Source organism: Amycolatopsis sp. NPDC026612, assembly GCF_040638285.1.
GTDB lineage: Bacteria > Actinomycetota > Actinomycetes > Mycobacteriales > Pseudonocardiaceae > Amycolatopsis.
This window is the reverse complement of record NZ_JBEZYB010000131.1, coordinates 1-14921: the sequence shown is the minus strand read 5'-3', so window position 1 is coordinate 14921 and position 14921 is coordinate 1. Positions and strand designations below refer to the sequence as shown.

The window sequence follows — 14921 nt, the reverse complement described above, 5'->3', positions numbered from 1 at the left end:
CTCCCCCCACCCCACCCACTTCCTATCTCGGGCGGGATCACTTTCGGTGCCCTGTTGTGTTTTGGGGCGGGCCCCTCACCGCCGTCTCCGGGCTGGTCCACCCGCGGGTGGACCAGCCCGGAGAAGCTTGCGAGAGCTGTCAGGAGGCGAAGAACTTCGCGACGGCCGGGGCCAGCACGTCGCCGGCGATGTCGTGCGTCTGGCCTTCGAGGGACTGGACGTCCACGGCGCTGGGGAGCACCTCGTTCAGCGACTTCGCGGCGTTGTGCATCCACTGCTCGCTCGCGCCGCCGTGCAGGATCAGCGTCGGCACGGTCGAGGCGTTCCACCGGTCGGCGGGCAGCGGCTTGCCGGACATGAGACCGTCCATGATCGCACCGTCGTAGGGGACGGTGGGGCCGACGGCCTCCATGATCGGCCAGAACGGCTGGCTGCGCATGCCGTCGACGACCTCTTCGGGGAGGAAGACCGTCTTGGTCAGCGCGTAGGCGACCGCGTCACCGTGGCGGCCTTCCGAGACCAGCTGCTGCGCGACGGTGAGGTAGTCGGCGGGACGCGGCGGGTGGGTGTCGTCGACGATGAACGGCGGCTCGTACACGGCCAGCTTGGTGATGGGCAGGCCACTGGCCGCCGCGTCCAGGGCCAGCACGGCACCCGACGAGAGCGCGACGACGTTCGCCGACCCGCCGGCTTCCTCGATCACCGCGCCGATGTCCTCGATCTCCCGCTGGATGGCGTAGGGCTGGGTGTCACCGCTCTGGCCGCGGCCGCGGCGCTCGAAGGTGTAGACCGTGTGCGTCTCCGCGAGCAGCTTCGCGAACTCCGGGGTCCACGGGTCGATGGGCGAGCGATACACGAACGCGCCGTCGACCAGCACGACCGGTGGCCCCTGACCCACCTTCTCGTACGCGATCGTCGTGCCGTCCTTCGACGTGACTGTACTCATGGGAAAAGTCCTTCTCTCCGGGTCTGATACGTACTACCTCGGCGTTGAATCCTCGTCCGGTCGGACTTGTGCCGCATCTTCTCACTTGCTCCGGTGACGGAAACCGGCACTCCGGTCGCTGGCGGTCACGACGCCATGCGGGTGACTTCCGGTTCGCCGGAACCGGTGGTCACGGGCAGGGTGCGCAGACCCCGGATGACCCAGCGGTCCCGGTAGGTCGCCTCCCCGGTCAGCGCGAGCCCCGGGAAGCGGTCGAACAGCATCGGCAGCGCGATCCGGGCCTCGAGCCGGGCGAGCGCGGCGCCGAGGCAGAAGTGGATGCCACCGCCGAAGCTCAACGGCTGGCTGTTGACGCGTTCCGGGTCGAAGCGGCCGGGTTCCGGGTAGCGCTCCGGGTCCCGGTTGCCCGCCGCGAGCACCACGACGACCCGCGCACCCGCCGGGATGCGCGTGCCGGCCAGCGTCACGTCCTCGGCGGCCCACCGGCTGGTGACGTGCACCGGCGGCTCGACCCGCAGGACCTCCTCGACGTAGCGCTCGGCGAACGCGTCGTCGGCGCACAGCCGGGCGGCGTACTCCGGGTTCCGGATCGCCATGAGCGCGCCGTCCCCGGTGAGGAACGCCGTCGTCTCGAACCCGGCGGTCAGCAGCAGCATCATGTTGCCGACGAGCTCGTCGTGGCTGAGCCGGGCCGGGTCGGTGTCGTGCAGCCGGACGAGCGAGCTGACGATGTCGCCTGCCGGGCAGCCGCGCTTGCGGGCGATGAGCTCGCCGAAGTGCGCCGCCAGTTCGTCCATCGCGGCGTTCGCGGTGGCCAGCGCGTCGGGGTTGGTGAACCCGTCGGTGGCCACCGCGATCGCCGTGGCGAGGTCGCGGAACCAGGTGACCCGTTCCTCGTCGAACCCGAGCATGGCGCCGACCACGGCGATGGGGAGCCGGGTCGCGAACTCCTCCATCACGTCCACTTCGGCGCCGGCCGCCCCGAGAGCGGCCATCCGGTCCAGCAGCCCGGTGATCGTTTCCTCGATCACCGGGCGCAGCCGGGCCACCTGCTGCGGCGTGAACTCGGTGTTGACCGCGCCGCGCTGCCGGGCGTGCTCGGGCGGGTTGCTGTAGAGCATCGAGTCGGTGAACGCGCGCACGGACGAGTGGTCGCGCCAGTCCGGGTACACCCGGTCGAACGCGGTGCCGTCCTGCACCTGGAGCCGCGGTTCCCGGAGGGCCTGGTTGCATTCGCGGTAGCCGACCGCGACCAGGGTGCCCTCCTTCACCGGGACCAGGCCGCCGTGGGCGCGGATCGCCTCGTAGAGCGGGTAGGGCGCCTGCCTGCCCTCCGGCGTGGCGAGCGCGCGGAACGCGGCAAGCGGATCCATGGTCAGGCCACCCGCAGCTCGATGACAGCCGACGGGCCGGCGGAGAACACGGCGGTGCGGCGCAGGCCCGCCTGCCGGGCGAGTTCGGTGAACTCGGCGACACCGCGTTCCTTGGCCGAGTACAGGACCAGCATGCGCAGGTCCATGCCGGTGTGCTTCTCCTCGCCCTCGCCGATCGATTCGATCACCAGGATCCGGCCGTTCTTGCCCGCGGCCTCCGCGCAGCGGCGGAGGATCGCGACCGCGGACGCGTCGTCCCAGTCGTGCAGGATCAGCGACAGCAGGTAAGCGTCCGCACCCGCGGGGATCGGGTCGAAGAAGCTGCCGGTGACCGTGTCGGCGCGGTCGTCGATGCCGGCCTCGGCGAACGTCTCCTTCGCCGACGCGGTCGCGTCGGGCTGGTCCAGCACGGTCCCGCGCAGCGCGGTGTGCTCGGTCAGGATCGCGGCCAGGAGCGAGCCGTCCCCGCCACCGACGTCGACGACGTGGTCGAACGAGGACCAGTTGACGCCCGCGACGATGCCCGGCGAGCGCGAGGCCATGTCGTAGCCGTGCAGCTCGTGGAACGACGCGGTCCGCACCGGGGAGTCCGCCATGTGGTCCCAATACGGCTTGCCGTAGCGCTGGGGGAACGCCGCCTCGCCGGTGCGCACGCTGTGCAGCAGCTCGACGAACGACAGTTCGCCCCAGCCCATCCCGTCGATGTCGAACCAGGCGCGGGCGCGCGCCGGGTGGTCCTCACGCAGCGGCTGGCCGAGCGGGGTGAGCGAGTACCGGCCGGCCTCGTCCTGCTCGAACACCCCCCGCACGGTCAGGTAACGCAGCAACCGGTCCAGTGTGTCCGCGTGGGCGCCGCACGCCTCCGCCAGCTCCGCCGTGGTCTGCTTGCCCGCGACGATGTGGTCCGCGACGCGCAGCGTGGCCGCCACCCGGACCGCCATCGGCGTGCCCAGACCCGCCATCGCCCACAACCGGGCCGCATTCCCGTCAAGATCGCCGTGCATGCCGGCCTCCTTGTTCCACAAACATTGGTGATGGACTGTTTCGGCACGGCGCCCGCGCGCTCAGCTCCGAGCGTGCGCTGTGTACGTCTTGTCGAGCCGCAAGGTTTCGGTTACGCCTGCGCACGCACGTGCGGCGTCAGCGCGGCACGCAGGGAATCGGGGACCGGCGCGGAGCGGCCGGAGCCGTCCACGTGCACGACGGTGTGACCGCCTTCGATGCACACCTCTCCCCCGGACACCACGCGCCACCAGTAGGTGATCGAGGTGGAGCCGATGCGTTCCACGCCGAGGTCGACGGTGTACGCGTCACCCGCGCGCAGCGGCCTGCGGTAGGACGAGTTGACCACCCGCCGCGGGAAGGAGCCCGGCGCACCGCCCGCGGAACGCAGGAGCGCGTGCTCGGCGTCCTCGGCCCACCGCAGCGGGGCGGTGAAGTGGAAGCTGCCCGACGCGTCGGTCTCCCACCAGGCCACGACGGCCTCCGGGCCTGCGGTCGCGCCGTTCGGCGATGGCGTGGTCATGGCGTTCCTTCTCGCTCGAGTGGGAGTGGCCGGGGTCGTCGCACCACCGGTGTCAGGCGGCCTCGCGGCCGGCCGCCCGGTCGCCGGGCGGCCGGTTCGCCTCGAAGGCGAGCACGGCGCCGGCGGCGTCGTGCCGGTTGCTTCCCGCTACCAGGAAGGTCGCCAGCGCGGCGAGGAGCGCGGCCGCGGCGAAGATCTCGAAGTTCACCGCGAAGCCGGCACCGAGCTGCGCGAGGTAGCCGCCGACCAGCGGGCCCGCCATCGCGCCGAGCCTGCCGAACCCGGAGGTGAACCCGACCGACGTCGCGCGCATCTCCGGTGCGAAGTGGATCGCGATCCGTCCGAAGAGGACCAGCTGGGTCCCGACGGTGCTGGCGCCCGCCACGAAGACCAGGCCGTACAGTGCCACCGTCGGCAACCGGCCGCTCAGCGCGAAGATCGACGCGGCGGCGACCAGGAACGCGATGGGGGTCACGTACTTCGGGCCCAGCCGGTCGGAGAGCGTCGCCCCGAGCACGCCGCCGGCCACCGCGCCCGCGTTGAGCACCAGCAGGAAGCCCAGCGCGGGGCCGACCGCGTAGCCCGCCGCCCGCATCAGCTGGGGCAGCCAGGTGTTCAGGCCGTAGGAGACGAGCAGGCCCGCGAAGTTGGCCACGGCGAAAAGCCCGAGCGTCACCGCCAGCCTGCTGCGCAGCGCGCGGCCGAGCGTGGTCAGCCGGTGGCGCGCCGAGCGTGCGCCGAGGCGCCGGTCGAACACCGGCGACTCCGGCAGCAGCCACAGCACGAGCGGCACGACCGTGACCAGCGGCAGCGCGCCGACCGCGAACATGAACCGGAACCCGAGCGGCTCCAGGAAGAACAGCGCGAGCACCGCGGCCAGCATGCCGCCGAGCGGGAACCCGGCGCACACCAGCGCGTTGTTCAGGTTGCGCCGGTGGGCGGGCGCGGACTCGACGGTGAGCGCGATCACCGTCGGCGCCACCCCGCCCAGCCCGATCCCCGCGACGAACCGGAACGCGCCGAACACCTCGGGGTTCGGTGCGAGAGCGCACCCCAGCATCGCGACGGAGAACAGCGACAGGCAGCCGATGACGGTGCGCCGCCTGCCGATCAGGTCGGTGATCGTGCCGACCGTGACCCCGCCGATCAGCATGCCCAGCAACGCGTAGCTGCCGATCAGGCCGACCTCGGCGGGCGTGAGCCCCCAGCCGGGGTCGGCGAGCAGCTTGGGCACCACCGACCCGTAGACGATCAGGTCGTAGCCGTCGAAGACGATGGTGAGCAGGCACAAGCCGATGACGAGCCCCGGTCGGCGCGGACCACTTCGGACGGGCAATCGGCTTGACATCGTCACTCTCCTCGACGGGGAACTCGGTCAGGCGGCCTTGCGCTCGACCACGAGAACCGGGATGGGCCTGGTCGTCTTGGACTGGTACCGGCCCAGCCTGCGGTTCGACGCGACCAGCTCTTCCCACAGCCGCTCGCGCTCCTCGCCGTCGACCTCACGGGCGACCGCGGCGTACTTCTCCGGGCCGACCTCGACCGTGAGGTTCGGGTCGGCACAGAGGTTGTGGTACCACTGCGGGTGGTAGTCGAGGCCCGCGTTGGTCGCGGTGACGACGACGCGGTCGCCGTCGGCGATGTAGGACACCGGGCTCACCCGGTCCTTGCCCGTCTTCGCGCCTTTCGTGACGAGCAGCGCGAGGGGAAGGCCCTCGTAGTCGCCACCCACCACGCCGGCGTTGGCTCGGAACTCTTCAATGATCGGTTTGTTGTACGACAGGAAGTCGATTGCCATGGTCACCACCCGGTCGAAGGGTTCTGGTCCAAGACCACCTTGGCCCAGCAGTGCGGGTACTGCATCTCCTCGCTTGCCGATGGGGATTGCCACCCCTCAGTCGAGCGCTCGCAAGGCATTGCGGTCGATCTTGCCCGTCGGCGTCTCCGGCAACGCGGCCACGAAACGGAATTCCCGGGGGCACTTGCGCGGCGCCAGCCGGTCCTTCACGTGCCGGCGCAGCTCCGCCTCACCGACCGGCTTCCCGGTCACCACGAACGCGCGCGTGGTGGTCAGACCGTCCGATGTGGAGTGTCCGACGACCGCGCACGCCTGCACCGCCGGGTGGGTCGCGAGACAGTTCTCGACCTCCGTCGGCGCCACGTACAACCCGCTGACCTTCAGCAGGTCGTCGGCCCGGCCCCGGTAGTGGAAGTACCCTTCGGCGTCCCGGCTGAACAAGTCGCCGGTGCGCAGCGTGCCGCGCGCCGGGAAGGTCTTCGCCGACTTTTCCGGCGCCTTCCAGTAGTCGATCGCCATCGTCTCGCCCCGCACCTGCAGGACGCCGACCTCCCCGTCGGGCAACGGGTGGCCGTCGTCGTCGGTGATCGTGGCCTCGTAGGGCGGGATCACCCGCCCGAGGCTGCCGATCCGGGCGCGGCCGGGCCGGTTGCAGATGACGGCGTTGAAGGACTCGGTCGAGCCCACGCAGTCGAGCACCTCGGCACCGAAGGTGTCCAGCCACCGCCGGTGCAGCTCGGCGGGGAGCTGCTCGCCCGCCGACAGGCACAGCCGCACCGAGCTCAGGTCCGCGTTCGGCGCGTCGGGGTGGGCCAGCATCGCCTTCATCATCGTCGGCACGTTGACGAGGACGGTCGGCCGGTGCCGCGCGATCAGCTCGAAGAGCTTCTCCGGCGTGGTGCGTTCGGGGAACAGCACCCCGGTCGCCCCGGCGCCCATCGTGTAGAGCGCCACCAAGTCCCGCGCCCAGCCGGAAAACAGCTTGGGGACGGCCAGCACCACGTCGTCCGGCCGCAGGTCGAGCACGCCCTTGGCGAACCACAGGTGGCTCAGCCACGGGCTGCGCGCGAGGTGCCGGGCCGCCTTGGGCTTGCCGGTGCTGCCGGTGGTGAGCTTCCACATCACCACGTCGTCCGCACCCGCCGGGGTGGCGGCCAGCTCGGTGGGCCGGCCGGCGACCAGCTCGGCGAAGTCGTACTCGTGCGGGCCCAGCGGGTCACGGGGATCGAGGACGATCATCCGGGCCGCCCCCGCGGCCCGCAACGCCCCGGCGACACCGCCGTCGGTGACCACGATGGCCGGTTCGAGGTAGTCGAGGTGGTAGCGGTGCTCCTCGGGCGTGAGCAGGTTGTAGACGTCGACGGTGATCGCGCCGATCCGCTGCGCGGCGTACCAGGTGGCCACGTACTCGACGCCGTCGCGCATCGCGATCAGCACCCGGTCGCCCTTGCCGATCCCGAGGTCGCGCAGCGCGCCGCCCACCTGGTTGACCAGCGCCCGCAGCCGCGCGTAGGTGACCGGGCCGTCCGGGGTGATCAGTGCGGTGCGCTCGCCGGGGACCGGGTCGAGGAACCGCCGCGACAGGTTGTGGTCCGGTTCCGGGCGCACCTCGGCCCGGGTGAGCTCGGTGGCGGTGGTGACCGTCATCTTCGCGGCTGTCCCTTCTCGTACCCGTCCGCGAGCCACCGGTGGGTGTACATCTCGAACTCCAGTCCTTGCCCGTCCAGTGCCACGTGCACCTCGGCGACCGCGGCGCGGGCGGCGGTCCGGACCGCGGGGACCCCGCAGGACGCCGCCAGTTCGTGCAGCGTGGCGTAGCACTCGCGCAACTGCTCCGTCTCGCGGGCGGTCAGTTCACCGTTCGTCATGGAATCGCGCCGCCTTCGCTTCGAATCGGGGGAGCACACCGGGTTCGACCAGCTCGACGCGTGGCTGCAGCCCGATCGTGCGCTTGATCTCCGCGCCGATGTCCTCGGCGAGGTCCGCGGGCGCCGATGCGGGGTCGGCGGGCTCGATCCGCAGCACCATCACGTCCAGCCCGCGGTCGGCGCGCAGCACCGTCTGGAACTCGCGCACGGCGGTGAAACCGCGGACGACGTCCTCGACCATCACCGGCGTCACCGAGATGCCGCGGATCTTGCGCATGTCGTCGGAGCGGCCGATGATGCCGCCCTCGTACCAGTCCCAGGTGCGCCCGCACGAACACTCGTGCCACGGGCGCTTGATCACGATGTCCTCGGTCCAGTACCGGAAGATCTGCCAGCCCTCGCGGCCGAGGCCGGTCATCACCCGGACGCCGCGTTCCCCGTAGCCGACCGGTTCCCTGGTCTCGGGGTGCAGCACCTCCTCGATGGCGGCGGGCTCGATGATGTGGCTCACGCCGGCGCCGCCGGCCCCGCCGGCCGCGCACTCGAACGTGAACACGGTCGCCAGCTCGGTCATGCCCGCGACGTCGAACACCTTGGCGCCGAAGCCTTCCGCGATCGCGCGGACGGTGGCGGGCGGGCGGGGCTCCGCCCCGGTGATCACGGTCTTCAGGTTGCCCTCGACGGCCAGGTCGATCCCCATGTCCTTGGCGGTCTCCAGCAACCGCAGGGCGTAGGTCGGGGTGCAGCCCATGACCTCGATCTGGTAGTCGACCAGCAGCCGGACCCGGGCGGCGGAATCCATCGAACCGGTGGGCAGGACCGTGCAGCCCATCCGCATCATCGCGTCCTGCATCCCCCAGAACCCGATGAACATGCCGTAGCCGAAGGCGACGATGCCGCGTTGCCCCGGCCGCACGCCGACGCCGTGCAGCACGGTGCACCACTGGTCCACGGCCCACGTCCAGTCCCGCACCGTGTCGAACGTCCGCAGCGGGGTGTTCCCGCTGGTGCCACTGGTCTGGTGGAACCGCATGCCCGACGCCGGGTCGATGGAGGGCAGCAGGCCGAACGGCGGTGCCACCTCCTCGGCGGCCACGAGGTCCTTCTTGGTCACCAACGGCACCCGCCGCGTGTAGTCCTCGAGGGACGAGATGTCCTCGGGGATCCGGTCGGCCCAGAACTTGGAGCCCCTGGCTTGGGCCAGCGCCACGCGCAGCTTGCGCCACTGCCAGGCCGCCAGCTCCTCGCGGGGCATCGTTTCGGTACGCGGGTTCCAGAACGGCGACTCGGGCCCACTGCCCGGATCGTTCATCACGCCTCCCCAGTATCGGTTGAGCCGAAGTGCAGGACGCACAGATCGGCGCGGCCCGCCGCGATCGCGGTGTCCGCCGCGTCGAGCGTGCGCATGCCGTCGTCGACGACCACGACGAGACCGGTCTCGTTGCGGACGGCGTCGGCGACCTGCAGGACCTGCCCGGCCGGTGGCGGCTCCCCCGCCGCGGGTCCGAGCAGGACGACGGCCATCCCGGCCGCCTCGAGGGTGTGGGCGACCGCCACGGCCGCCGCGGTGCCGGGCTCGGAGTCGCAGCCGGCCGCGAGGCCCAGCACCACGCCGGCGGGGTGCTCCGCGGGCCACTGCGCGCGCAGGACGCTCAGCGCGTCCCGCGGCGGGTCGGCGAGCAGCCCGTCGACCGTGTGCGCGGAGAGGTCGAGCAGGGCGAGCTGGTGCCCGGTGTCCCGCGCGGCCGCGAGGCCGGCGGCGAGCCGGTCCTCGGCCACCACCGCCGCGGTGAGCGTGCCCGGCGCGGGCGGCCCACCGAGCACGAGTCCGGCGCCCGCGACCGGAACCGTGGTGACGACCCGGTTCGCCGCCCGCAACCCGCCGATCCCGGCGGGGGCGAACACCGGCGACGGGGCGATCCCGGTCGGCGTGCCGGTGGCGCGCGAGTGGAACCACGCGGTGAACCGGCGGACGAAGTCCGGGTCGCGCCGGGCGATGTCGGCGAAGCCGATCCGCCAGGACCGCGCCGTCAGCTGGTAGGCGAACTGGATGGGTGCGTAGTCCAGGTAGCGCCCCACGTTGTCGAAGTAGCGCTCCGACAGGCGGCCCGCACCCTGGAACTGCTCGACCCGGTCCCGGCGGACCTTCTCGTACATCGCGAGTGCGTCGGGGATCCGGTCCGGCTGGGCGCGCAGCTGGGCGGCCAGCGCGATCGCGTCCTCGATCGCGAGGCGCGTCCCGGAACCGATGGACCAGTGCGCGGTGTGCGCCGCGTCGCCGATCAGCACGACGTCGTCGGTGTGCCAGGTGTCGCAGTGCAGGTGCCGGAAGCGGGACCACACCGGACCGCGGCGCAGGATCGGCTTGCCGTCGAGGTGGTCGGCGAACACCCGCTCGCAGAACGCCATCGACTCCTCGACGGACATGCCGGCCATGCCGGAGCGCTGCCAGGTCTCCTCGGACACGTAGATGATCAGCGAGCTCCAGGACTGCCCGGACGGGTAGACGTAGCCCTGGAACAGTCCCCACTCGGTGTCGACGAAGATGTAGGCGAAGGTGGGTGCCGCCGCCTCGACGCCGAACCAGCCGTACCAGAACGACCCGAGCTCGATCCGCGGGCCGAACTCGGCTTCCCGCTGGCCGCGCACGAACGAGTTCAGCCCGTCGGCGCCGACGACGAGGTCGGCGCCGGAGTGGTCGGCGAGGTCGGTCACCTGGTGGCCGTAGTGGAGCCCGACGCCGAGCGCGGTGGCGCGCTCGCGCAGCGTGGACAGCAGCGCGTCACGCCCGACGCCGTGGAACCGGTTGCCCTCGACCAGGTACCGCGAGTCCCGGTACCGGATCTCCACCTTGGTCCAGCTCATGCCCGCGCGCTCGATCGCCTCGAACGCCTCCGGGGCCACTTTGGACACTTCGTCGAGCGAGCCTTCGGGGAAGACCACCGCCCAGCCCGCGCTCGCGTCCGGCTCGTTGCGCTCGTAGACGCGGACGTCGTCGGCGACACCGTCGCGGCGCAGCAGGGTGGACAGGAACAGCCCGGCGGGGCCACCACCGATGATGTCAACACGCATGCGCACTCCTCGACCGTTCTGCTCCGGAAAGGACGGTGGCGGCCTTCCAGCGGCGCACGGCGTCCCCGGCCGCGGTCACCCGTGCCGCCGGAGCGGTCCCGGCCAGCCCGCGGTACAGCTCGCTGCCCACGACGACCCCCGCGACGTGCGGGGCGACCGCGCGGATGTCGTGTTCGCCGCGCAGCCCGAACCCACCGAGGAACGGCTTGGTGGCCGAGCGCGCCGCCGCCTCGGCGAACCGGCCGGCTTCGGCGGGGTCGAGCCGGGCGCCGGTGCGCTCCGCCAGTGCCTGGTAGGTGAAGTGGCGCGCGGCGTCCTCGAGCGCGCGGCGGCGCGCCGGACCGGTGGCCGCGGTGAGGAGCGGGACCGCGCTCAGCCCGGCGGCGGCCACCCGGTCCGCGGTGAGCTCGCCGTCCGGGCCGGTCAGGACCAGTCCGTCCACTCCGGACCCGGTGCTCCGCTCCAGCAGCCGGTCCGCGCCGAGGTCGGCGACGGTGCTCGGGTACACCAAAGTCAGCAGCGGCACCTGGGGCAGCCGCGTACGCAGCTCGCCCACCAGCTCCCAGGCCCGCTCGGGCGCGCACGAGCGGGCGCGGTCGAACGACGCCGCGATGTCGGCACCGCGCGGCCGCGTCCCCGCGGTCGGGATGCCGAACTCGAGCACGTCCGCGCCCGCCGCGACGACGGCCTCCGCCACTTCGAGGGGGTCGGCAGGCGGGCCGGTGACCGGGTCACCGAGGGTCAGGTAGACGACCAGCAGTCGCTCGCCGCGCGTCTCCGCGTGGCGCAACCGGTCGCCCACCCGGTCTAACGTAGGCACAGCCAGGCTCCTTCGCGCAGGTTGCGGAGCAGTCCCGCGGGATCGTCGCTCTTGGCCAGCGCGGTGCCGACGAGCACGCCCTCGGCGCCGGCCGCCGCCGCCCGCGTGACGTCGTCGGCGGTGAAGAAGGCGCTCTCGGAAAGGATGAGCACCTCGGGGGGCACCTCGGGGGCCAGCACCTCGGTGACGCGGACCGTGCCGGGATCCAGTTCCAGCGCGACGATGTCGCGGTTGTTGACGGCCACGGCCACCGGGTCGAGGGCCAGCGCCCGGCGCAGGTGGCTCCGGGTGTGCACGCCGAACAGCACCTCGAGGCCGAGTGCCACCGCTTGGTCGCGCAGCCGTTCGAGCTGCCCGGCCGGTGTCGTGTTGATGGACAGCTGGACCGCGTCGAACCCGGCGTCCACCGACTGCTGGAGCTGGCTCGGGGTGCAGAAGAACTCCTTGCGCATCAACGGGAGGTCGGTCCGGGCGCGGATCTTCGCGGCCAGATCGACGCCGCCGGCGAAGTACACGGGATCGGTCGGCATGGTCAGGGCGGCCACCCCACCGTCGATGAGGGTGTCCAGGAACAGGTCCAGCCGGTCGAGGTCGATCAGATCGCCGTCGCGGGGCGAGCGGAGCTTCACGTCGGCGAGCACCGCGACCTTCCCGGTCCGGCGCGCGGATGCCAGGACTTCGTACACACTGCGGTTGTCCATGGTTCTCCTCCCACTCCGACGACAAGGCGTATCTTCACACTGCGCGGGAGGCGGGACGTCTTCCTCAGTGCTGGGTGCGGATCCCGGTGAGCGGGTCTGCCCGGGACTCGACGCGGGCGGCGAGACCGGCCGGTGTGGGGTCGGCGAAGAACTCCGGGACCGAGACGGTGACGCCTGTGCGCTCGCGCAGGAGGTGCAGCACCCTCGGCACGAGCGCCGAGTGCCCGCCCGCGGCGAAGAAGCCGTCGTCGGCACCCGCCGGGTCGACACCCACTTCCGACCAGATCAGGGCCATGTCGCGCGCCGCCCACGACTGCGGCTCCGTCGCGGTTTCGGTCCGGGGCAGGCCGGGGTCGGGCAGCCGGCGCCGGTCGACCTTCCCGCCGAGGTTGCGCGGCAGCCCGAGCAGCGTCCGGAACATGACCGGCGGCATCGCCTTGCCGAACCGCGCGCGCAGGGCGCCGCGCCAGTCCGCGGCCGCGCCGGCCGCCCCGCCGTCGGGATCCCGCACGGGCACGACGTAGGCCACCAACCGCGACACCAGCCCGTTCGCGCCGGGCACGGCCACGACCGCGCACTCGGCCACCGACTCGTGCGCGGACAGCGTCGCCTCCAGATCGCCGAGCTCCAGCCGGATGCCCTTGAACTTGACCTGGAAGTCCTTGCGGCCGAGGAACTCCAGCGTGCCGTCCAGCCGCAGCCTGCCGCGGTCGCCGGTCCGGTAGCAGGCGCCGGACAGGCCCAGGCCCGCGTCGTCGGCGAGGGGGCGGAACGCGGCCCGCTCCCCGGCCGCCGCGCCGAGGTAGCCTGCCGTGACGTAGGGGCTGCGGACGACGATCTCACCGGGCACACCCGCCGGGCGGGGCCGGTCCGCCTCGTCGACCACGAGCACCTGCCTGCCGGGGATCGACCGGCCGACGGGGACGGTGCCGTGACCGTCCGCGGTGACCTCGTGCCAGGTGGCGAGAATCAGCTCGGTGGGTCCGTACAGGTTGACCAGCCGGACCGACGGCAGCGCCGCGCGCAGGCCCGCGGCCAGCTCCCCGGGCAGTGCCTCGCCCGCGAGCAGCAGGTGGCCGAGGTCCGCCGGGACCCCGCCACCGCTGGTGACCACGCGGAGCACTTCCCGCGCGTAGCTCGGCACGGTCTGGAAGTGGGTGATCCGCTCGGCGGCGAGCCAGCCGACGAGCTTCTCCGGGTGCGCCCGGATCCGGTCGGGCACCGGGCACAGCGTCGCACCCGCCACGAGCGCCGCGAACGTCTCGCAGAGAGCGGCGTCGTAGCCGGGAGCCGCCCACTGCGCGAGGCGGGCGCCCGGGCCGATGCGGAACTCGCCGGAGAACCAGGTGGCGAACTGCGCGAGCGTGGCGTGCGACTGCGGGATCCCCTTGGGACGGCCGGTCGAGCCGGACGTGTAGGCGACGTAGGCGCGGTCGGCGGGGGTGACGGGCACGGGTTCCGCGCCGTCCCCGGTGAGCGCGGCGGTGTCAGTGATGTCAGAGATGTCGATGACCACACCGGACAGTTCCCCGGCGTACCACTGGGCCAGCGGGTCACCCTCGGCCGGGCCGTCGAGCACCAGCCGGGCCGGCCGGAGGTCGGCGAGGACCGCGCGTCCCCGCTCGCCCATCTCGTCCGCGCCGAGGCAGACGAGGTGCGCGCCCGCGTCCAGGACCCCGAGCACGGCGGTGACCTGCCGCGGTCCCGAGGCCATGCGCACCACCACGGGTGCGCCCGCGACCGCGCCGAGCGCAGCGGTGATCCGGGCGGCGCCGGCGCGGAGTTCCGCGTACGACACGTGCGTGCCGCCCGCGGACAGCGCGGGCGCGTCGGGTGTGCGCCCGGCGACCCGCCGCACCAGCGCGTTGGCCGTGTCGTCCGGGGCGCCGCCGTCCTCGACGCGGTCGGCGTCCCGGACGGTGGCGCGCAGGCGATCCCCGTCGGCCAGCGGCAGCGCGGGCACCGGGGTGTCCGGTGCCGTGACCGCGACGGTGAGCAGGGTGCGCAGCTGTTCGAGCAGGAGTTCCGCCGACGACGCCTCGAACACGTCGGTGCGGTACCCGAGTGCGCCGGTGCCCCCGCCCGCGTCGACGGCGAGCGTGAGGTCGGCACGGGACCGGCCGCCGCGGTCGGGGTGCCGCACCGCCCGCGTCCCGGCCAGCCGCAGTGGCGGGGCCGGCTCGCGCACCACGAACACGGTGTCGCAGAACGGTACCCGGTGCGGCACCCGGTCGACCGGCAGCGCGGCGACCAGCTCGGCGAACGGCAGCGCGCGGTGGTCGAGCGCGTCGGCGAGCGCGGCGCGCACCCGGCCCACGAGCTCGCGGAACGTCGGTTCGCCGGTGAGGTCCGCGGCCACGACGACGACGTTCTCGAACGGCCCGACGCTGCCCGCGAACTCCTCGGGGCGGGTGGACACCGGCAGCGCGACCGCGATCCGGTCGGCCGGGTCGTAGTGGTGCAGCAGGGCCTGGAACGCCGCGAGCAGGACGACGTGCGGTTCGCCGAGCTCCGCGGTGGCCGGGACCGCGAGCAGGCTCGTCCAGTCGAACGGCAGCGTGTCCGCCGGGCCGGTCACGTTCGGCGGGCGGAGGTGGTCGGTGGGGAGCGCGGGTCGCGCGGGGGGCGGGGTCAGCGCGGCGCACCACCAGTCCCGCAGCTGCTGGTGGTCCTGTGTGGACGCGAGCCTCGCGTGGTCGGTGTCGTCGAGCGCGTCGTCGCGGTCGACGAGCTCGGGCCGGGCGAGGGCCAGCTCGGTGGCGAAGACGCCGCCGATGCTCGACCCGACGACGGTGGGTTTCACGCCCAGCCGGTCGAT

Annotated in this window: 13 protein-coding genes; all 13 read right to left on the bottom strand. The window is 72.8% G+C overall.

Annotation, left to right across the window (positions count from 1 at the left end; translation table 11 throughout):
• Positions 1 to 139 precede the first annotated feature (139 nt).
• Positions 140 to 946 carry an alpha/beta hydrolase gene (locus tag AB0F15_RS43330; RefSeq protein ID WP_360283466.1) on the bottom strand — a complete coding sequence of 269 codons (807 nt, stop codon included), beginning with the start codon at positions 944 to 946 and terminating at the stop codon, positions 140 to 142.
• A 125-nt stretch (positions 947 to 1071) separates the two neighbouring features.
• The gene (locus tag AB0F15_RS43325; protein ID WP_360283464.1) at positions 1072 to 2319 is read right to left on the bottom strand and encodes a cytochrome P450; all 1248 of its coding nucleotides are present in this window, start codon (positions 2317 to 2319) and stop codon (positions 1072 to 1074) included.
• Between the two features lie 2 nt (positions 2320 to 2321).
• The gene (locus tag AB0F15_RS43320) at positions 2322 to 3323 is read right to left on the bottom strand and encodes a methyltransferase (protein ID WP_360283462.1); all 1002 of its coding nucleotides are present in this window, start codon (positions 3321 to 3323) and stop codon (positions 2322 to 2324) included.
• Between the two features lie 110 nt (positions 3324 to 3433).
• On the bottom strand, positions 3434 to 3844 hold the full coding sequence (locus AB0F15_RS43315) for a thioesterase family protein (protein ID WP_360283461.1): 411 nt from the start codon (positions 3842 to 3844) through the stop codon (positions 3434 to 3436).
• Between the two features lie 52 nt (positions 3845 to 3896).
• On the bottom strand, positions 3897 to 5192 hold the full coding sequence (locus AB0F15_RS43310) for an aromatic acid/H+ symport family MFS transporter (RefSeq protein WP_360283459.1): 1296 nt from the start codon (positions 5190 to 5192) through the stop codon (positions 3897 to 3899).
• Between the two features lie 27 nt (positions 5193 to 5219).
• Positions 5220 to 5642 carry a nitroreductase/quinone reductase family protein gene (locus tag AB0F15_RS43305; protein WP_360283457.1) on the bottom strand — a complete coding sequence of 141 codons (423 nt, stop codon included), beginning with the start codon at positions 5640 to 5642 and terminating at the stop codon, positions 5220 to 5222.
• Positions 5643 to 5738: 96 nt separating this feature from the next.
• A complete protein-coding gene (locus AB0F15_RS43300; protein ID WP_360283455.1) occupies positions 5739 to 7289 on the bottom strand; it encodes a benzoate-CoA ligase family protein in 1551 nt (516 codons plus the stop codon).
• Positions 7286 to 7510, bottom strand: a complete 225-nt coding sequence (locus tag AB0F15_RS43295; protein ID WP_360283453.1) for a DUF6052 family protein — start codon at positions 7508 to 7510, stop codon at positions 7286 to 7288. Before AB0F15_RS43295 ends, AB0F15_RS43300 begins: the two co-directional genes overlap by 4 nt.
• Entirely contained in the window at positions 7497 to 8822 is a 1326-nt protein-coding gene (locus tag AB0F15_RS43290; RefSeq protein WP_360283451.1) for an AMP-binding protein, read from the bottom strand. The genes AB0F15_RS43295 and AB0F15_RS43290 overlap by 14 nt, the downstream gene beginning before the upstream one ends.
• Positions 8822 to 10582, bottom strand: a complete 1761-nt coding sequence (locus AB0F15_RS43285) for an FAD-dependent monooxygenase (protein ID WP_360283449.1) — start codon at positions 10580 to 10582, stop codon at positions 8822 to 8824. The genes AB0F15_RS43290 and AB0F15_RS43285 overlap by 1 nt, the downstream gene beginning before the upstream one ends.
• The gene (locus AB0F15_RS43280; RefSeq protein ID WP_360283447.1) at positions 10572 to 11402 is read right to left on the bottom strand and encodes a tryptophan synthase subunit alpha; all 831 of its coding nucleotides are present in this window, start codon (positions 11400 to 11402) and stop codon (positions 10572 to 10574) included. The genes AB0F15_RS43285 and AB0F15_RS43280 overlap by 11 nt, the downstream gene beginning before the upstream one ends.
• The gene (locus AB0F15_RS43275) at positions 11390 to 12103 is read right to left on the bottom strand and encodes a hypothetical protein (protein ID WP_360283445.1); all 714 of its coding nucleotides are present in this window, start codon (positions 12101 to 12103) and stop codon (positions 11390 to 11392) included. The genes AB0F15_RS43280 and AB0F15_RS43275 overlap by 13 nt, the downstream gene beginning before the upstream one ends.
• Positions 12104 to 12167: 64 nt before the next feature.
• Positions 12168 to 14921: AMP-binding protein (locus tag AB0F15_RS43270; RefSeq protein ID WP_360283443.1), on the bottom strand; the 2754-nt coding region annotated here is incomplete at its 5' end.